The sequence below is a fragment of the Vallitalea okinawensis genome (assembly GCF_002964605.1).
In the GTDB taxonomy this organism is placed as follows: domain Bacteria; phylum Bacillota; class Clostridia; order Lachnospirales; family PQDH01; genus Vallitalea_A; species Vallitalea_A okinawensis.
This window is the reverse complement of the sequence record NZ_PQDH01000005.1, coordinates 47,406-68,369: the sequence shown is the minus strand read 5'-3', so window position 1 is coordinate 68,369 and position 20,964 is coordinate 47,406. Positions and strand designations below refer to the sequence as shown.

Here is a 20,964-nt window from a genome sequence, read left to right as displayed (position 1 = left end):
TTCAGGAGGAGACATACATGGATCGTTTTATTAGGAAAAAAAGTTTAGCGAAGGATATTCTTCTTATTATAATAGGAACAACTATACTTGCCATAGCTATTAACGTCTTCTTTGATAATGACAAGGTACAATTGGTAACAGGTGGTGTTACAGGACTAGCCATCGTTATAAAATCTTTGACAACAGGTATATTACCTGATGGGATACCTTTATGGTTCACTAACTTAGCGGTGAATATTCCACTGTTTATTTTAGCGATTATGCTTAAAGGTAAAGATTTTGGTTATAAATCTCTATTTGCAACTTTTTATTTGTCATTTGCACTATGGTATACAGAAGCGTTTCAAGCTGTGACAGAAAATTTATTACTTTCTAGTCTATACGGTGGTATTTTAGCTGGTGTCGGATTAGGACTAGTTTTTATGGCACATTCAACAACTGGTGGGACAGATCTTGCAGGAAGCTTATTACAAAGGTTAATGAAGCATTTTACCATAGCACAGCTGATGTTTGCATTAGATGCAGTTATTATTGCTTTAGGTTACTTTGTATTTGGTGTTGAAAAAGCTATGTATGCTATTATAGCTGTTTATCTAACAGCTAAATTAGTAGATGCGATGTTAGAGGGGATTCATTTTTCAAAGGCCGCTTTTATCATATCTGATCATTATGAACAAATAGCGGATCAGTTATTAGTGCAATTAGACAGAGGTATAACAGGCCTAAAAGGCGAAGGTATGTTTACCCATAGTGAAAAAGAGGTACTTTTTTGTGTCGTTTCTAAAAAACAAATAGTAAATTTGAAAGAAATTGTAGCTACAATTGACCCAAAGGCCTTCGTTATAGTGGCAGATGTACGAGAAGTGCTTGGCGAAGGATTTAAAGAATATAATCTATAAACAAAAAAAAATAACGCATATACAAAATTAACAAATTAAAGAATTTGGTTTTGTAGAAATATTCAATAGTACAAACCTGAAAAATAGTGTATATTAGAACTATAAAACTGCTATGTGTTATTGAGGAGCTTGTATGTATACAGTTCCTTAGAGCTTAAAATTCCTAAGGGGGCAAATTGAATGGCAAGTTTAAATTTAAAAGGCATTAAAAAAGTTTATCCAGGCGGTGTTACTGCTGTACAAGATTTTAACTTAGATATTGAAGATAAAGAATTTATCATTTTTGTAGGTCCATCTGGATGTGGTAAATCTACTACACTTAGAATGATCGCAGGTTTAGAGGAAATCACTGATGGTGAATTATGGATCGGTGATAAATTAATGAATGATGTTGCGCCTAAAGATCGTGACATTGCAATGGTATTCCAAAACTATGCACTTTATCCTCATATGACAGTTTATGATAATATGGCTTTCGGTCTTAAATTAAGAAAGACTCCTAAACCAGAAATAGAAAAACGTGTTCGTGAAGCTGCGAAAATTCTTGATATCGAGCATTTATTAGATCGTAAACCTAAAGCATTATCAGGTGGTCAAAGACAACGTGTTGCTATGGGTCGTGCTATCGTTCGTGAACCTAAAGTATTCTTAATGGATGAGCCTCTATCTAACTTAGATGCTAAATTAAGAGTTCAAATGCGTATCGAGATTTCTAAATTACATCAAAGATTACAAACAACTATTATTTACGTTACACATGACCAAGTTGAGGCGATGACATTAGGTACTCGTATCGTAGTTATGAAAGATGGTATCATGCAACAAGTTGATACACCAACTAGCTTATACGATTCTCCTTCTAACTTATTCGTTGCTGGGTTCATTGGTTCTCCACAAATGAACTTCATTGACGCTGTTGTAAAAGAAAAAGGTAGCGATATCGCGTTAGCATTTGGTAAAAACGAAGTTAGATTAACTGCTGATAGAGCTAAGTTAATTAAAGATAAAGGTTACGTGGGTAAAGAAATCATCTTCGGTATTCGTCCAGAAGATATGCATGAGTTTGAAGGCGCATCTGGCGATCAATACGATTTTGTTGATGCTGAAGTTAACGTAACAGAAATGTTAGGTGCTGAATTAAACTTATACACAACAGTTGAAGGTTTTGATGTAACTGCTAAAGTTAATCCAAGAGCTAAAATTGGTGCTGGCGACAAAATCAAATTGGGTTGTGACATTAACAGAATCCATTTATTCGATAAAGATACTGAACTTACTATAGCAAAATAAACAATTAAAAGTGTAAATTGAAATAAAAAGTAGAGGGAATGCACAAAAATAGGCATTTTCTCTTTTTTTTTGTTCAGTTTTGCTATATTATATATAGTAGAGTAATCTAAATGTGTTGGGAGTGAAATAAATGATTTCTAATCAAATTCTACAAAATACGATAGATGGTCTTAGAGCTATTACCAAAAGAGATATTACGGTGATGGATGCAGACGGTAAAATCCTTGCTACAACAGAAGAAGAGCGATTGGAAGAGTATAACGAGTCAGTATTTGATTTTGTTAATTCTCCAGCTGAAAGTATGTTGATTCAAGGCTATCAATTCTTTAAGATTTATGATGATCAATCAGTTGAGTATGTTGTTTCAGTAAAAGGTGAAGATGAAGATGTTTATAAAGTAGGTAAGATTACATCTTTCCAGATTCAAAACTTACTTGTTGCCTATAAGGAACGTTTTGATAAAGATAATTTTATCAAGAACTTACTATTGGACAATCTTCTATTAGTAGATATTTATAATCGTGCTAAGAAACTTCACATTGAAAATAATGTGAAACGCGTTGTCTATTTAATTGAAACATCATCTGAGAAAGATGCCAATGTTATGGATGTTGTAAGAAGCTTATTCCCTACTAAGATAAAAGACTTTATTACAGCAGTTGATGAAAATAACATTATTCTTGTTAAAGAAGTGAATGAAGATGCTTCTGAAGAAAATATTGAAAAAATTGCAAAGATGATCTTAGATACTCTTAACAGTGAAGCCATGAGTAAAGTTTATATCTCACTTGGTACTGTTGTTGAAGACTTAAAAGATGTATCAAAATCATACAAAGAAGCTAAAATGGCTTTAGAAGTAGGTAAAATCTTCAACTCAGAAAAGTACATTATTCACTATAGTCGTTTAGGTATTGGCCGTCTTATTTACCAATTACCTTTACCTTTATGTAAAATGTTCATCGAAGAAATTTTTGGTGACAAATCTATTGAAGAATTTGATGAAGAAACCCTTAACACAATCAATAAATTCTTTGAAAATAGCTTAAATGTATCAGAAACATCTAGACAACTTTATATTCACAGAAATACTTTAGTATATCGACTAGATAAACTACAAAAGAACACAGGATTAGATCTAAGAAAATTTGAAGACGCCATTACATTTAAGATTGCATTAATGGTTGCTAAATATATGAAGTTTATGGATAACGCCATGTATTAGAGATAAGGGGTATTAGGTGTGATAGAATTACAAAATGTTACTAAAATATATAAAAGCGGAACAGTCGGACTAGAAGATGTTAGTTTAAAGATTGGAAAAGGCGAATTTGTATTTATAGTCGGTAGCAGTGGTTCAGGTAAGTCAACATTTTTAAAGCTCTTATTAAAGGAGATTGATGTTACAAAAGGTAGAATGAAAGTTAATGGACAAGACGTTACACGTTTAAAGAGACGTAAAATTCCCGAATTGAGACAAAGTATGGGGATTGTCTTTCAAGACTTTAGATTATTACCTAAGAAAACCTTGTATGAAAATGTAGCTTTTGCAATGGAAGTACGTGAACTAGGGGTAAAAGAAATCAGGCGGCATGTGCCCATGGCATTATCTATGGTAGGGTTAGGCCATAAAGCTAGATGTTATCCTCACCAGATATCCGGTGGGGAGCAACAACGAACAGCTGTTGCAAGGGCTATTGTTAACAACCCACAGATATTGATTTGTGATGAGCCGACAGGTAATCTAGATCCAGAAACATCATGGGATATCATTAACTTGTTGTCTGATATCAATCATAGAGGTACTACAGTGATCATTGCCACCCATGACCGTGAAATTGTTGATGTTATGAAGAAACGTGTTATTGAAATCGATGGTGGCAAAATTGCTAGAGATGAAAAGAAGGGTGGTTATCGCTATGAAGATTAGAACCCTTCAATATAGTCTCGTACAAGGTATTAAAGGTTTGTTCAAGAACCGTTTAATGAGTGCTGCATCCATTGGTATCATCTCTGCATGTTTGTTTATATTAGGTGTATCCTATTGCGTCTTACTGAACATCGACTATATGGTAGAAAATTTTGATGACACATTAAGTATTGTCACCTTTTTAGAAGGTGGACTAACAGAAGATCAAGTCAATAATCTCCTAACAGATATAAAATCAGACACAAATGTTAAAACTGTAATTTACACATCACCCGAAGAAGCTTGGAACGAGTTTAAAGGCGAACTTGATGCCAATGAAGATATACTAGCTGAATTAGAGAAAGATAATCCTCTTAGTGACAGTGCATCTTTTGAAATATTTCTATATGATGCATCTAAACAAGAAGATTTTGTAACCTATATCAATACCTTATCAGGTATCAGAGATTGTTATTATTCTCAAGAGTCAATTGATGTAATTGTCAATTTTAGTGTTTTGCTTCAATACATAAGCCTTGTTCTTATAAGTATTTTATTAGCTATTGCTACATTACTCATTGCTAATACCATTAAGATTGGACTATTTATAAGAAGGCATGAAATTAATATTATGAAGTACCTTGGAGCAAAAGATAGTTTTATACGTTTACCATTTATTATCGAAGGTATTCTAATCGGATTAATTGGAGCATTAATACCTTTCGGTATCATCTATTACTCTTATGATTACTTGATTACGATCATTAACGATGAATTCTATATGCTAAATGATTTTATAAGATTTGTTGAACTTAGTCAAATTGTTTCTATTCTTGGACCAGTTTTCTTAGGAATTGGTATTGGAATAGGTATTATTGGTTCCTTTTTATCTATTAGAAAGCATTTACGGGTATAGGGGGAGTGCTATGAGATTTAAGAGAGTTGTAACTCTATTACTTATTTGTGCAGTTATTTTGTCTAATCAATCTTTGTTAAGGGCATCATCCCTTGACCAGCTAACTTCACAAAAAAGTAATCAGCAAAAGGAAATTGAAGCTTATAATGCAGAACTAAAACAATTAGAATCAGATGAAGCAGTTGTTGTTGCTGAGATTAATGAGCTCAGTATAGAAATTGAAGTTCTTGAAAGTGATATTGATGTACTTGGGCAGCAGATTGACGAGAAAGAACAAGATATACAGGAGACAGAAGCCAATTTGGTCGTAGCTAAAGGTGAAGAAGAAGCCCAATATGAAGCGACTAAATCCAATATTAAGTACATGTATGAACATTCTAGAGAGAGTTACATACAGATGCTTCTTGAGGCTGATAGCATATCAGATTTTTATAAACGTTTTGAATACATCAAGGCCATGATGGATTATGACAAGAAATTGTTTAAGGACCTTGAAGAAACACGTATAGCAATAGAGGAAATGAAAGCTAGTTTAGAAAATGATAAAGCTGATTTATTAGCTTATAATGATGAGTTGAATTTACAAATGGAAGACCTTAATCAGTCTAGAGTATTGAAAACTTCAAGAATGAAGGATTTGCAAGCTAAGCAAGTTCAAGTTGAAGATAAAAAAGAGATGATGGAGGACTCCATAGCTGAAACAGAAAAGCTCATCAAAGCTGAAGAAGCAAGGCTTGCAGCTATGAAGTATTCCGGTGGTGAAATGGCATGGCCTGTTCCAGGTTACTACCGATTATCCTCACCTTATGGATGGCGTAAGGATCCTTTCACTGGTGAAGATTGGTACCATTATGGAATTGATATCCCAGCACCAGCAGGAACTCCTGTTGTTGCAGCTGCTTCTGGAGAAGTTATTCATTCAGGATGGATTAATGGTTATGGTTATACCATTATGATTGCCCATGGTAGTGGTATCGTCACGTTATATGGCCATAATAGCTCTTTAGTTGTATCTAAAGGAGATCAGGTATCAAGAGGCGATACAATCGCTAAGATTGGCTCTACGGGACGTTCAACGGGTAATCATTCACACTTTGAAGTAAGAGTTAATGGTGAGTTTAAAGATCCACAGACATATGTAACCAGTGATTAGACATCATAAAAAAGGACTAGTTTATTAAAGTAATGTGCATGATGAGGTAAAATAAAACAACTTCATCATGCACTTCTTTGTCATTTGAGGAATTCTTTCAATTGGGATTCAGTTTTAATGATACTTAAGACATAAGTTTGTACAACTTATGCATATAATACTATTAACAAAACACTATGAAAAAGATTAAGATGTACAATGTGATGTATAAGAGAGTTCATTCATATACATTAAAGTAGACTTTTTAAAGGAGAGAACATGGATGAATCAGAATAAAGGCTTTTTTAAAGGGTTAGCTGTAGGAATTGTTATTAGCTTTTTAGTCTATATACTTTATACGGGTATAAACATTGCCTTGATTCCCACAACTGATGAAGGATTTGCGAAAAAAGAATGGTATGAATTCATGAATAAAGCAAATGATGTAATAGGTATTCTTGATACTTATTACTATGAAGATATTGATTATGAGAAGATGTTTGACGGTATGTATTATGGGTTAGTTGCTTCAATAGGTGATCCCTATACGATGTATATGGATGCTGAACGTTTCCAATCATTTATAACAGATACTGAAGGTAGTTATGCTGGAATAGGGGTATCAGTTAATCAAGATCCCGATGATGGTATATTAACCATCATGCAGGTTTTCCCTGGAGCGCCTGCTGAGTCTGCTGGTTTACAGCCATCTGATAAAATTATTGGTGTTGATGGTACAAACGTGGTTGGTATGGATTCTAATGAGATTATTAAGATGATTAAGGGACCAGAAGACACAGAGGTGACTTTAACGATTGCACGTCAAAGTGAAGGCAGAAATTTTGATAGTGTGGTTACAAGAGGAATCATTGAAGTGCCTACAATTGAATATGAAATGATGGATGATGGCATCGGCTATATTCAAGTTATTAGTTTTGATGCTGTGACAGATGAGCAGTTTTTAGAAGCTTTACTTGATTTAGAAAATCAAGGATTAAACGGCTTAGTCATTGACTTACGTAATAATCCAGGTGGTATATTAGATGTAGCACTTAATATAACTGATTTATTTATTCCAGAAGGTATTATAACCTATACCATTGATGGGGAAGGAAATAAAGAGGTTTATGAGACTAAGGATAACGTATTCTTTAATAAACCTTTAACTGTATTAGTTAATGGCAACAGTGCAAGTGCCTCAGAAATCTTTACTGGTGCTATTAAAGACTATGATGTTGGGACGATAATTGGAACAACTACTTTTGGAAAGGGTCTTGTTCAAAAACCTTTTATTCTAAATGATCAGTCTGCTGTAAAAGTGACGATTTCTCGTTATTATACACCTAATGGAGACTTTATCAATGGAACAGGGATTGAGCCTCATATGGTAGTTGAATTAGCAGAGGAGAACCAGTATCGTATGTCTGTGCCATATGAAGAGGATTTACAGTTGCAGGCGGCTGTTACACAGATTGAGGGTCAAATAGAGTAAGAAGGGGCTTTAATTTGTCATCAAGGTAAGTGATATTGAAAGTTAAGATAGAGCGGTAAGGAGTCTTATTTATTAAGTAACATTTTATAGAGTCAAGCAGATAAGGGGTACTATTACGCCAGCTGGAAAGACGTCCGTGTCTTAGACAGCTGGGCTCACCGTCCATGGTTCGCTGCTCCATAGTACCCCTTAACTGCTTTCTGTATGGTATAGATTAGTTAAAACCCAGAACTAAGAATTAACAAAACAGGTATAGAACGATAGTTCTACATTAGAAGCAAAAGCTTAGCTTCTGAACTTTGTGACTAGCTAAGTAGTCAACTATGCTAAATGACAAATTAAAGTTTGGGAGAGAAGTAGGAGTAAGCAAGATGTATTATGAATAGAGGGAGAGGACCCTCTGTTTGATGAGTGATGAGGTAGAGAGATTGGATAATTTGAGGAGGTGGCGTCTATGGTTCCTATAGTTGATGTAATACATTCTGTGTTATTGAAAGTGGGTACGGCTCTTTTTGATATGACTTTTGTGTTTGTTGTATTGGTGATGTATTTTATTTATAAACGCAATAGCCAGATAGCCTACTATAGTTTGACGCCTTATAACTATGATGTGCCATCTCAACTAATTCAGGTGACTCTTCAAGGGATTTTAGCAGGTATTATTGGGAGTTTGATCATTACATTTTTAGGTCTTCCGATTCGCTTAACGCCTTATTTTGGGTTATTATTGCCTATAGCTATTATGCTATCTTTTATAAACATGCGTTACCTTTGCTTTAGTTATTCAGCAGCCATTTTAGGACTAATGGACATGGGATTAATCTTGATTAATAATTTAGGTGGTACGGCTCCAGAGTTAGGGCTCAATCCAAGTGGATTAATCGCCTTAGTTGGAGTTTTACATTTGATGGAGGCTTTGCTCATCTTTATTGGAGGAGCAGATAACAATATCCCTATTGTTGTTAGGAAAAAAGGTACTTATGCTGTAGGTTATATCATGCAAAAATTTTGGCCTCTGCCATTTGCTATGCTCATTTTAAGTAATATGTTGCCAACGAATAATGTTAATCAAGCTGTTAGCATGCCGAATTGGTGGCCCTTATTAGAATCGAATGTTTTTTCACAAGCTTTTATGTACGGTTTATTACCCATAACAGCAGCTTTAGGTTATAGTAATGTAGCCATAAGTACTAATCCTGAGGCAAGAGCTAAAAAAACATCCGTATATTTATTCTTTTACAGTATCTATCTCTTAGCGATATCTCTAGCTTCAGTGAACTCTACAGGGCTACAGTTGCTAGGGCTCATCACTATGCCAGTTGTACATGAATTGATCATTGTTATTGATCAAAAGAAAGAGGCTAAGAAAGAGCCCTTCATTACCCTGCCTAAACGAGGTGTTAGGGTAGTATCAGTAGTCCCAGACGGTCATGCTGATCAAATGGGGATTGAAGCAGGAGATATTATTAGGAAAATTAATGATATAAACGTCGTTAACTATATGCAGATGCGAGCTATTTTAAAGAATTACTTCAATGTCCTATGGGTTGAAGTGGAGAAACCGAATGGGCAACATCATCAATATGAGTATAAATGTTATCCAGAGGGTGTTGGCTCACTTAATATTGTGCATTTACCAGAACATCCGCCGGTTTCATATAGTATTAAAGAATTACAGGATACACGAAGCTTTTTAGATTTTATATTGAGGAAAGTTAAATAAGAAATATGTGTAATAGAAATGAGGACACGTCATGTTACTGGAATTTATCAAAGCATTGTTTTTAATATTTGTGGCTGAATTGGGGGATAAGTCACAAATTCTTGCTATGGTTTTCGCAACAAAATACAAAGTAAGATATGTGCTTTTTGGTGTGTTTGTTGGAGCATTACTTAATCATAGTTTAGCAGTAATATTGGGTACATATCTCTCAGACGTCATTCCATTAGGATTGATTCAGTTATTGGCAGGACTTCTTTTCGTATTTTTTGGTCTTTGGAGTTTAAAGCTAGAAGACGATGATGAGGGAGAAGAGGTTAGAGAGGTTAAGTTCGGTCCCATTTTTACTGTAGCCTTTGCATTTTTTATAGGTGAATTAGGGGACAAGACTCAATTAGCAACTATAACACTATCAACTGAGACTGCATACCCTTTAGTTCTACTATGTGGAACAGTATCAGGGATGGTTTTAACAGGGGCAATAGGCATCTGGATTGGTAGCAAATTGGGAGATAAAATACCTGAGTTGATGTTGAAGATTGTATCTGCTATTGTATTTATATTCTTTGGTTCATTAAAATTGTACGACATATTACCCGGGGAATATACAACAATGCCGATATTGATTGTTTACTTTTCATTATTAGGCAGCTTATCCTATATCCTCATCAAGAAAAACATCGAAGCAGACCGTGAAACACAGTATAAGAAGGCAGCTCAACGACTCTATGAATACACACATCAAATTAAAGATGTTATTGATGATATATGTATCGGTTGTGATATGTGTCTAAAGAGTAATTGTGTTATTGGATACACCAAGGAGATTATAAACATTGCATTAGAATCCAATCAAAACCATGGTCAAAAGTACAATAAGAATAAGACACTGCAGCTTAAAGAGTTTGATAAGAAAAAAGTTATTAATGGTCTGGTGCTTACCTTAGATTGCATTCATGAGCTGGGAGATTTTTATTCAAAAGATTTCGTCATTCAAGAGGTAAGACAAGCATTAGAACTCATTCTTATACAAAAGAGCGTTAAATTTGATGGTAGTTTTGAAGATTACATCCAAAAAATAAAAGAATATGACAAAGAAATTGCAGAAGAGTTAAAAGGCAGAAGCTTATCATTAGATTAATGATAAGCTTTTTGCGTATAATGAACTCATCGTTATGAATTTAAGTGATCGAGAGAAGAAGATTCTCCCTGTTATTTTGGAATAGGAAAGTTCGAGTTGCAAGGTACCATACTTTCCTATTTCAGTTTTACCGTGGCGTTAGCCACTTTTGTACTCTATCTCATGGTTTTATCCTTTCTATACTGACCAGGTGACATATCCAGTTGGCTTTTAAATACCCTAATAAAACTTGACGCCCCAGAATACCCTAACTGGCTGCTGATTGCATTAATGGACATATCCGTCTGTTCCAATAGCTGCTGTGCTTTATTAATCCTAAGAACATTCAAGTAATTTTTAAAAGTAACGTCTGTATGTTTCTTAAAGAAACGACTGAGGCTAGATGATGACATGTTGAATTCATCAGCTACACGCTGAAGAGACATGTCATATTCATAGTAATGTTCATTGATATAAGATAGTACCAGGTTGATAGAGATTTCATCATGATTCACTTGCTCATGCTCCTCTTCAACTAAGTGGCTAGATACTTCATCATACTGTTGAAGTAAATGTTGATGAATAGCCTTTATACCTGTTTCGGGTGTTATTGTAAATGTTGCATGATCTTCACTAGGACTAACTTCATTCATTATATGAGTTAAATCATAAGTAAGAGTTCTGATTGTAGTTACAGAGGTCGCGGTATTCTGAATGCGCTCCATTAATTGACTAAATAATCGATCAGAGCGACCTTTATTATTTTGTAGCAATGCTAATTTAAAATTATAAATCAAATTAGAAGGATAACAAGGTGTATTTGAGTAATAAGGTAATTCTTGGTAGTTCAATATGCCAGGTTGATCACGCATGATTAAGTAATCAACTACAGAAGATGCTTGAACATAAGCTTTATTCATATGGATGACATTTTCGAAATCTTGACTAACGCCTATATAAAGCTCAGCATCCTTAAAATTAAAATTATTGATAACTTGTTGAAGAAAGTCTTTTAGGCTTTCTTTTTCTTGTCTACCTGAGATTAATAATAAAGAATTCCTTGTAAAGCCCGATGCAAAGTGACCAGTAAACTGGTCAGACATAGTATGCTTTATATCATCCATGAAAGTATCTAATGAAAGATTTTCTTTAGAAGCATTGTTTATTTTTATCAAAGTACAATTGAAATAGATACCATGAAGTGTGAGATTAAACTTCTGCCCTCTTTGATTAAACTCTTCTAAAGTTGTAATTCGATTATTAATGAGACTATGAACCAAGTAATCCACTGTAGCCGGAATGGCATGGCTAATCTTTGTATTAAGTAGTTGATTCTGCTGAGCTAAGTTATCAATTTTACTTCTTATCATATTGTACTCATTCATTTTATGGTTGTTCTCTGGCGTAATGTCAAGAGACCCTAACAAAGCTTTTAAAGGTCGATAGTTAAAGGCTGAAAAAATATAAATCGCTAGGATTTCAACAACAATTAATAAGAATAGAAGAAGAATCATATGTAGCTTTATCTTATTGATATCTCTTCCAACCATCTCATAAGGTGTTACGCTTATATATTTCCATTTATATTTGGGTGACTCACAATAGGATAAGACAAATTCTGTATCGTTAAAGTCAATATTTTTCATTGTAGTCAGTTGATCCATTGATGCGATTAGATTACTTCTAAGATCAGCATTAAAATTATCTGTTTGTGCGATTACTTGATTACGATCATCTACTACTAAAATTTCACTATGTAGTTGATTAGATGAGGTAATGATCAAGTCCATGAAAACTCTAGTTTTAACAGTCACCATTAAAGTACTTTTCGTGAATTTGTTTAGAGGAAAAACTAAAGTAATTAAATCCTCTATTTGTGTCCCATCGGTATTAGTAACTTGTTGTGACCCAATTACAAATGGTGAGTCAACGGATTCTAAAAGAGTGAGTAACTCTTTTTGTGTATAGTGTTCATATTTCATAAAGATTTCACCAAAGCCAGATACAGGTGTAGTACCCTTTTTTTGAATAAGGTAGTCAAAGTCTTTCATATAGATGAAAGTATTGTCAATAAAGGCGTTGGTATTTATATATTTACCAATTTCACCTTTCGATTGTAGACGATTAAATGAACTATAGCGTAAGTGATTTTCTGATAAGAGGCTATTAAGTGAGATGGCAACAGGTAATTGGTGAATATTATCTATTTGAAAATCCATATTATTTTGAACCCTTTTTAGCATAGCTAAGTCATCATCGTATAAACGATCCATAAGAATGCTGTCAATTTTAGGGTAAAAATAAAAAAGGATAAGGAAACAAGGGATAACAAATATGGTTAAATGAGTAATTAAAAATCGACTAAAAGAGGTCTTAAAAAATCTTTTCATTATGTAAATCTCCTATAAAAATATTAGATGATAAGAATAAATTCTATTTGTGTTTGTTTAAGTATAACAAAAGGAAGAGGTTTTTACTATATTGAAATGTTTATATTTTTTATATACATTTTTTGCAGTAGTTAAAACCTAGTATTTCTAGGGGTTTCAAGATGGTTTTAAAATGTATAAGCAAAAACTGTTCATTCGCAAAAGTTGACTGTATCTTTCTATTCTTTGTATTGGTTACAATGATTATACAAGTCAGGTGAACGACAAAGGCATCTTGGTTCTGACTAGAAACTAATTAAATAGGGGTTGAAAAAATGAAAGAGAGTTCTCAAGTGCAAGTTAGTAGCAATATGAAATCCAAGAAACATTCTCTTTTAACAAGTTGGCAATTAGATTTGAAAAAACATTATCAACTTTATCTACTTGTACTTCCAGCAATCATTGTAATTTTTATTTTTAACTACATACCAATGTATGGTATTCAAATCGCATTTAAAAATTTCGTACCTTCATTAGGTATAGCAGGAAGTGAATGGGTAGGCTTTAAATGGTTTATTAAGTTCTTTAATTCACCTTATTTTATGCAAGTTCTAAAGAATACACTAGGATTGAGTTTTTATCAATTAGCAGTAGGTTTTCCTTTTCCTATCATTTTAGCACTTGTTCTCAATCAAATAAATTCTAAGAAGTATAAAAGGGTTGTTCAAACCGTTACGTACATGCCGCATTTTATTTCAGTAGTAGTAGTAGTTGGTATGTTAATGCTCTTCACGTCACCAAATAAGGGGTTCGTTGGTGCTCTGATGCGAGGTATGGGATTAGAACCTATTAACTTTATGGGAGAAGCTGCTTGGTTTAAAACACTATATGTCTTTTCTGGTATATGGCAAAGCGTGGGATGGGGGAGTATCATCTATCTAGCTGCTTTATCAGGTATTGACCCAAGCTTATATGAAGCCTGCTCTATTGATGGTGGTAGCAAGTTACAAAAGATGTGGTACATTGATTTACCTAGTCTTGTGCCAACCATTGTGATCTTATTACTATTAAGAGCTGGTAAGTTAATGACCATAGGATTTGAGAAAGTATACCTCATGCAAAACAGTTTAAATCTATCATCATCAGAGATTATATCCACTTATGTCTATAAAACAGGTTTGCTTAACTCACAATATAGTTATTCAGCAGCAATAGGCTTATTTAATACTGTTATCAATTTCATTTTATTAGTATCACTGAATAAGATTGCTCGTAAGACAAGTGATATGAGTTTATGGTAGAAGAGGGGGCAAAATAAAATGAAGAGAAGACGAACCAATTCCGATAGAGTTTTTAACATCATTATGTATGCATTGGCAACCATTGCTCTTATAATATCTTTGTACCCCATCTATTTTGTTGTTATAGCATCCATCAGTTCACCAGATGCTGTAGCTAATGGACAGGTATGGTTATTACCTCAGGATATAACATTCGAAGGGTATATAAAAGTCTTAGAAGATAGTCGAATTTGGACTGGGTACCGCAATACCATTTTTTATACCACATTGGGTACTACCATAAGTTTGCTTTTTACTTTACCAGCTGCTTATGCTTTATCTAGAAAAGACTTTAAGTTCAGAAAGATTGTCATGATGTTTATGACCTTTACCATGTTCTTTAGTGGAGGTCTAATACCAACGTATTTACTTATTCAGAATTTGAATCTCTATAATACAATTTGGGTCATGGTGATTCCATTTTGTGTTAATGTATATAATCTTATTATAGCAAGGACTTTTTTTGCAAGAAGTATACCAGACGAGTTGTTAGATGCAGCACAAATTGATGGTTGTAGTGATTTCTATTTCTTTGTTAAAATAGTATTACCACTTTCAAAAGCCATTATTGCAGTTATAGGTCTTTATTATGCTGTTGCACAGTGGAATGAATTCTTTAAAGCCCTAGTCTATCTAAGGGATCAAGAACTTAATCCTTTGCAGATTGTATTAAGAGATATTTTAATCGCTAATCAAGCTTTTGAAGAGTCAGCGGCAGAAGGTGCTGCGGAAGTAATGGATTTATTTGAGCTAATTAAGTATTCAGTCATCATTGTTTCGACAATACCAATTATAGTGATCTATCCATTAATTCAAAAGTACTTTACAAAAGGGGTTATGATTGGAGCCATTAAAGGCTAAGTAGAAAGGGGAATTTACATGAACTTAAAGAAGGTTGTAGCTTTGGCCCTAGTAGGAGCTATTGGGATTTCAAGTATACTAACAGGGTGTTCAAAAGCAGAAGAAGAAAAAGTAGTGACAGAAAAAAAAGAGGTAGCGGCAAGTGATAATTTTAATGCAACTGGCTATCCAATTGTGAATGAAACCATTACATTAGATGTGATTTTCAATTCACATCCAAACACTATTGAATTAAATGAAATGCCATTTTTCCAAGAGTTAGAAAAGAAAACCAATATTAAGCTTAATGTGGAAACCATTCGTAGTGGTTGGACTGAAAAGAAAAATTTAGTTTTAGCAAGTGGTGACCTTCCTGATATCTTCTTTGGTGAAGGACTTAAAGATACAGATTTACTTAATAATAAAGATTTCTTTGTTGATATGAATAGCTACATTAGTGAGTATGCTCCAAATATTCAAAAAATGTTTGAAGAAGAGCCTGTTACTGAGAAAATGGCTACTGTACCTAATACGGGTGAAATCTATGGCTTACCTAATGTACGTCCTTTTAGACCAAACGTTGGTGATACATGGTTTATTAATCAAGAATGGTTAGATAATTTAGGTTTAGAAATGCCACAAAGTACAGAAGAATTCTATGAGGTATTAAAAGCATTTAAAGAGCAAGATGCTAACGGCAATGGTGATCCTAATGATGAGATACCATTTAATTTTAATCCTGTGGAACCTAACAATTCTAATAAATACTTTACTTGGAGAGGTATATTAGGTTCATTCGGCGTAACCAATGATCGTTTTGGAGATAATGTTTATTTACGTGATGGTAATGTTCAATATGTTACAGTTGCTGAAGGCTATAAAGAAGCCGTTCAATACATGCATAGGCTATATAGTGAAGGGTTAATTTATTCAGAAGTGTTAACTCAAGATAATTATAATAAATCTGGTAAGACACCTGATGTTGCTCAATTAGGAGCTGGTGTTCACTGGCAAGCAGCTGTTTTATTTGGTCAATGGGCGGATCAATATGCTGTACTACCTCCACTTGAGGGACCAAGAGGTGATCGTACAGTGGTTACTGACCCAACGAAGATTAGAATGAAGAAAAATACTTTTTCAATTACATCTGCTAACCCATATCCAGAAGCAACAATGCGTTGGGTCAATGAGCTTTATGATCCAGAAGCATCTTTACAGTTATTCTTTGGATCAATCGGACCATGTATTGAGAAAAAAGACGATGGCTATGTTGTTCTTGATCCAACAGAAGAATCAGGGTTAGATGCAGGAAGTTGGAAGTGGACAAATGCACCAGCTGATAGAGCACCAATGTACGCTTCAAAGAGTATTGAAGAGCAAACAACAATTCCTGAATTCCACAAGATCAAATTAGGTTATGAAGATGTTTTAACACCTTATATGGAACCAGAATCCAATACCTTCCCAATGGTTATTTGGACACCTGATATATCAGAGGAGTTAGCCACACTTAAAAACGATATTGGGACTTATGCAGGGACAAAAACAGCTGAATGGATTGTTAACGGTGGCATAGAAGAAGAATGGGATAAATACATTGATGATATTAATAATATGGGATTAGAGCGTTACTTAGAGATCTATCAAGAAGCATATGATAACTTTATGAAATAATAAATTAAAGTAAAGAATACACTTACTAAAGGTTATATAACCTTTAGGGGTGTATTTTTTATAGGAACTGTTGATATCATACAAAGTGCAAAGTAAAGTGTTAGTAAGAATCAAATTTGATTATGAAAGGAAGATATTAGATGAATATTGTTTATATGCATACCCATGATACAGGAAGATATATTGAGCCCTATGGTGTGCCAGTAAAATCACCACGGCTAAAGAAATTTGCTAAGGAAGGAACCCTTTTTAGAAATGCATATTGTGCAGGTCCTACTTGTTCGCCAAGTCGAGCAGGATTATTAACGGGTATGTCTCCACATAATGCAGGAATGATTGGATTAGCGCACCGAGGGTTTTCTCTTACAGACAATAACAAACATTTAGTGCAGTATCTGAAAAAACATAATTATGTAACAGCCCTTTCAGGTATCCAGCATGTTGCTAAGAGTGGCGAAGAGATTGGATACGATTATGTTTTAACATCAAAAGAAGAGCGTGTTGGCAAGGCTTATGATGTAGCTAATGCGAAGAAAGCATGTGAGTTCATTGAAAGTTCTAAAGAGCAACCTTTCTTCCTATCTTTTGGTATGTGGAATACCCATAGAGAGTTTCCGGAAATCCATAAAAGCATCAATCCAGATTATGTCACACCACCATACCCATTAGCAGATACACCAGAAAATCGGGAAGATATGGCAGCCTTCATGAGCAGTTTGATGGTAGCAGATGAATGCGTTGGTATGGTCCTAGATACTCTAGATAGATTGGAGCTAAGAGATGAAACTCTTGTAATCTTTACAACAGACCACGGTATTGCATTTCCAAGAATGAAGTGTAATCTTTATGACACCGGTATTGGCGTGTCATTAATCATGGACTATAAAGGCAGTAAATTAAAAGGAAAAGCAAGCGATGCATTAATATCACATCTCGATCTTTTCCCAACAATTTGTGATATTGCGAATATTGAAAAGCCTGATTGGTTACAAGGTCAATCCATGGTAGATCTTTTTGAAGGTGATAAAGAAGAGATTCGTGAGGAACTTTTCTCTGAAGTATCTTATCATGCTGCTTATGAACCAAAGAGATGTATTCGTACAAAAAGATATAAGCTCATCAAACACTATGATGTTCATGATCAAATTGTACCAGCTAATATTGATGACTCACCTGGTAAATCTTTCTTAATTGAACACGATTACTTAGAGTATAAGGTGGAAAGAGAAAAGTTGTTTGATCTCTACATTGATCCAGTTGAACGTGTTAATTTAGTTAATGATGAAAGATATAGTGATATCTATCAAGAACTAAGTCATAGACTTGATAAATGGATGGAAGAGACAGATGATCCACTATTAAATGGACAAATTCCACTACCAGAAGGCGCTGTAGCTAATAAATTATCAACCATAAGTCCAAAAGTAATGGACTGGAAGTAGGGGGGATCACTATGCAAACATATGAAGGCAAGCAATTAAAACTAGAAGAGCAGCAACTGATAGACCCAATTGGAACCATTAAAGAAGACCAGTTGCTTACTACTGATATTGATAGAAAAGTTATAACTCATGGCGCAACACCTATGGTTGAAAAGTTAGTTAATATTGCTATTAAAGATGTAGAGTCTAACATTGTGACAGTTGGTGATGATCGATACTTTGGTGCAGGTGCTACTTTTGGAGCCAGTGTTTTTACTAGAGATATTAGTATTGCAGGCATACTAGCTCTTAACAAGTTTTATCCAGAAGTGATGATGGATAGTATCAAACATACAAGAACTCTTAGAGAGAAAGCTAGCTTTACTGTAGCAGAAGAATACATTGTTGAAGGTATTCCTGCTCCATGGAAAGTCAAAGGAGAAACAGAGGAGACATTAAGGGGTGGACCCATTTCAAGAAGATCAGATGACGTCATTTGGATTTGGGGAGCTAGCGATTGGATTGAAAAGAATGGTAATCAACGAGATGATTGGAAATGGCTTTATGAGACGGGTAAGCTCTTTTTCAATAAGATTTATCAGTACTTTTATGATGCTGAAGATGGGCTTTATAGAGGTCAAGCTTGTTTCGTAGATGTCCATTTTCCAACCTTTAAAGCCAATGGGTATCCATTGGAATGGAGTATTGGAGATTGTGTCTTAGTTAAAGCTACTTCTACCAATTCCCTTTATAAGGTGGCTATGGATAAGATGGCTAAGGCTGCTGAGATTTTAGGGTTAACTGAGGATGTAAAAGAGTGGAAGATGAGCTCAAAAGCTCTTAAAGAAGCAATGATTAAAGAGTTAACCTATGATGATGGTAAGTTTGCTTTCTTTAAAGATAAGCAGGGTAACCTTCATAAACGACAGGATGCTTTAGGCACAGCTTTTGTAGTGTTACACGACATTGTTGAAGGAGATGAAGCTGAGAAATTAATCAGACAGTATCCCCTTGAGGAATGTGGGATACCTCTATTTTATCCATTCTACGATTTTACTGAGCAATTAAAAGAATATAAAGTTCATTGGGATGGCATTTATCATAATAATACTTCATGGGGATTTGTGGATACTTTCTTCCTAATGGCCTATGAAAAGGCTACTGATGAAGATGTAAAGCCTCTTAACATAGCCATGTTAGCGCGTTCTTGTCGACCTAACTCTAGTTTTAGAGAAGTGGTGAACTTCATCAATAAAGAACCTTTTGGTTCAGAGAATCAACTTTGGACAGCAGCAGCCTTTCTAAATGTATGTCAGCGATCAGGGATAATTGATAAATAAATATTGGCTGTAAAATATAGGGTTAATAGTGAGGAAATTAAGCTCAGTTTAGTGTGTTGATAAAGGCTTTATCAATAGTCTTGGGTGAGCTTATATCTATATCGTTTTTTATTAAGGAGGAGGAATGCTGATGGAAAAAAGACCTAATGTTATTTGGATCTTTGGTGATCAACACAGGGCTCAAGCGCTTGGTTTTAAAGGTGACTCTAATGTATCCACACCTCATCTAGATAATTTGGAAGCGACAGGTGTAGAATTTAAAAATGCAGTGGCAGGATTTCCTCTATGCTGTCCTTTTAGAGGTTCTTTGCTAACGAGTCGTTATCCGCATAAATGTGTACCAGGTCATGAATTTCAGATGTCACCAGATCAAAAGACCATTGCACATGTCTTTAATGATCACAATTATGATACTGCTTATTTTGGCAAATGGCATTTGGATGGTTTTCATGAAAACAACCTACCAGTAAGAAATTTTGATGAAGAATTACATGTAGATCGTGCAGCCATGCATATAGTTCCACCTGAAAGACGAGGCGGATTTAAGACCTGGGTAGGCTATGAAAACAATAATTCACCTTGGGACTGCTGGGTCCATGGTGGTGTAGGTGATGAAGCCTTTCATTATAAACTAAATGGTTATGAAACAGATGCTTTAACAGATCTACTCATTAATTATTTAGATAGAAAAAAAGAGGAGTCTTTCTTCGCTGTATTGTCAGTGCAACCACCTCATAATCCTTATATAGCACCTGCCTCATATAGAGAGAGACATAGCGTTGGCAATATCACCTTAAGAGAAAATGTACCAAAAGTTAAAAAGATAGTGGAACAAGCAAAGAAAGAATTAGCAGGTTATTATGCTCAGATTGAAAATTTAGATTACAACATAGGACGTATTATGAAAGCTTTAGAAGAAAGAGGACTTGCAGAAGATACGCATATAGTTTTTTTTAGCGATCACGGTGATATGCATGGTTCCCATGGTCAGTTTAGAAAAATGACTGCCTATGAAGAAGCTATTAAGATTCCCTTCATTATCGGTGGAGAGAAGATTCGATATAACGGCCGCTTAGAAAATACTTGTGATGCTCCCCTTAATCATGTGGATATTGCACCGACGACTTTGGGTTTATGTAATATTGACGCGCCAGATTGGATGGAGGGAACTGACTACTCCCATTATCGCTTAAGAGGTAGGAGAGTCATGGAAGAGCCTGATTCAGCTTATCTACAAAGCGTTATCCCAACTGGTCATGGAGCAAGTGTTAATCGTCCTTGGAGAGGTATCTTGACACGAGATGGTTGGAAGTATGTATGCTTTGAAAAAACACCTTGGATGCTCTTTAACTTAAATGAAGATCCTTATGAGCAAGTTAATTTAGCACATGACAATGTCTATAAAGAAAAGCATAAAGAGCTTAATGACCGTTTAGCTAGGTGGATAGAAGAAACCGATGATACTTTTGAACTGCCAGAAGTCAATTAATCATCATGGAGGTATG

16 protein-coding genes are annotated in these 20,964 nt (G+C 34.6%); 15 read left to right on the top strand and 1 reads right to left on the bottom strand.

Annotated elements, in window-relative coordinates; translation table 11 throughout:
• The first annotated feature begins 17 nt into the window (after positions 1 to 17).
• The 9 genes from C1Y58_RS14735 to C1Y58_RS14695 all read left to right on the top strand — a co-directional run bounded on the left by C1Y58_RS14735 (position 18) and on the right by C1Y58_RS14695 (position 10,496).
• Complete coding sequence (locus tag C1Y58_RS14735; protein WP_105616844.1) at positions 18 to 899, top strand: YitT family protein; 882 nt, start codon at positions 18 to 20, stop codon at positions 897 to 899.
• A 180-nt stretch (positions 900 to 1,079) separates the two neighbouring features.
• A complete protein-coding gene (locus C1Y58_RS14730) occupies positions 1,080 to 2,189 on the top strand; it encodes an ABC transporter ATP-binding protein (RefSeq protein WP_105616843.1) in 1,110 nt (369 codons plus the stop codon).
• A gap of 130 nt (positions 2,190 to 2,319) precedes the next feature.
• Positions 2,320 to 3,411 carry a PucR family transcriptional regulator gene (locus C1Y58_RS14725; protein WP_105616842.1) on the top strand — a complete coding sequence of 364 codons (1,092 nt, stop codon included), beginning with the start codon at positions 2,320 to 2,322 and terminating at the stop codon, positions 3,409 to 3,411.
• A gap of 18 nt (positions 3,412 to 3,429) precedes the next feature.
• Positions 3,430 to 4,116: a cell division ATP-binding protein FtsE gene (gene ftsE, locus C1Y58_RS14720; protein WP_105616841.1), complete on the top strand. Its 687-nt coding sequence runs from the start codon at positions 3,430 to 3,432 to the stop codon at positions 4,114 to 4,116.
• Complete coding sequence (gene ftsX, locus C1Y58_RS14715) at positions 4,106 to 5,011, top strand: permease-like cell division protein FtsX (RefSeq protein WP_170311602.1); 906 nt, start codon at positions 4,106 to 4,108, stop codon at positions 5,009 to 5,011. The genes ftsE and ftsX overlap by 11 nt, the downstream gene beginning before the upstream one ends.
• 10 nt (positions 5,012 to 5,021) lie before the next feature.
• The gene (locus tag C1Y58_RS14710; RefSeq protein WP_105616839.1) at positions 5,022 to 6,164 is read left to right on the top strand and encodes a murein hydrolase activator EnvC family protein; all 1,143 of its coding nucleotides are present in this window, start codon (positions 5,022 to 5,024) and stop codon (positions 6,162 to 6,164) included.
• A 262-nt stretch (positions 6,165 to 6,426) separates the two neighbouring features.
• Positions 6,427 to 7,635, top strand: coding sequence for a S41 family peptidase (locus tag C1Y58_RS14705; protein ID WP_105616838.1), 1,209 nt, complete (start codon positions 6,427 to 6,429; stop codon positions 7,633 to 7,635).
• Positions 7,636 to 8,089: 454 nt separating this feature from the next.
• Entirely contained in the window at positions 8,090 to 9,358 is a 1,269-nt protein-coding gene (locus C1Y58_RS14700) for a PDZ domain-containing protein (protein WP_105616837.1), read from the top strand.
• Positions 9,359 to 9,389: 31 nt separating this feature from the next.
• On the top strand, positions 9,390 to 10,496 hold the full coding sequence (locus C1Y58_RS14695; RefSeq protein WP_105616836.1) for a TMEM165/GDT1 family protein: 1,107 nt from the start codon (positions 9,390 to 9,392) through the stop codon (positions 10,494 to 10,496).
• A 155-nt stretch (positions 10,497 to 10,651) separates the two neighbouring features.
• Here the strand turns inward: C1Y58_RS14695 and C1Y58_RS14690 are convergent, their stop codons facing one another.
• Complete coding sequence (locus C1Y58_RS14690; RefSeq protein WP_105616835.1) at positions 10,652 to 12,865, bottom strand: helix-turn-helix domain-containing protein; 2,214 nt, start codon at positions 12,863 to 12,865, stop codon at positions 10,652 to 10,654.
• A gap of 314 nt (positions 12,866 to 13,179) precedes the next feature.
• On the opposite strand from C1Y58_RS14690, the gene C1Y58_RS14685 reads away from it, so the two are divergent.
• The 6 genes from C1Y58_RS14685 to C1Y58_RS14660 all read left to right on the top strand — a co-directional run bounded on the left by C1Y58_RS14685 (position 13,180) and on the right by C1Y58_RS14660 (position 20,948).
• Complete coding sequence (locus tag C1Y58_RS14685; RefSeq protein WP_105616834.1) at positions 13,180 to 14,145, top strand: ABC transporter permease; 966 nt, start codon at positions 13,180 to 13,182, stop codon at positions 14,143 to 14,145.
• 18 nt (positions 14,146 to 14,163) lie between these two features.
• Positions 14,164 to 15,045, top strand: a complete 882-nt coding sequence (locus C1Y58_RS14680; RefSeq protein ID WP_105616833.1) for a carbohydrate ABC transporter permease — start codon at positions 14,164 to 14,166, stop codon at positions 15,043 to 15,045.
• 18 nt (positions 15,046 to 15,063) lie between these two features.
• Entirely contained in the window at positions 15,064 to 16,698 is a 1,635-nt protein-coding gene (locus tag C1Y58_RS14675; protein WP_105616832.1) for a type 2 periplasmic-binding domain-containing protein, read from the top strand.
• A 140-nt stretch (positions 16,699 to 16,838) separates the two neighbouring features.
• Positions 16,839 to 18,140, top strand: a complete 1,302-nt coding sequence (locus tag C1Y58_RS14670) for a sulfatase family protein (protein ID WP_105616831.1) — start codon at positions 16,839 to 16,841, stop codon at positions 18,138 to 18,140.
• Positions 18,141 to 18,151: 11 nt separating this feature from the next.
• Positions 18,152 to 19,459 (top strand): MGH1-like glycoside hydrolase domain-containing protein, encoded by a 1,308-nt coding sequence (locus C1Y58_RS14665; RefSeq protein WP_105616830.1) that lies wholly within the window; start codon positions 18,152 to 18,154, stop codon positions 19,457 to 19,459.
• A gap of 130 nt (positions 19,460 to 19,589) precedes the next feature.
• A complete protein-coding gene (locus C1Y58_RS14660) occupies positions 19,590 to 20,948 on the top strand; it encodes a sulfatase family protein (protein ID WP_157950112.1) in 1,359 nt (452 codons plus the stop codon).
• The last annotated feature ends 16 nt before the right edge of the window (positions 20,949 to 20,964 follow it).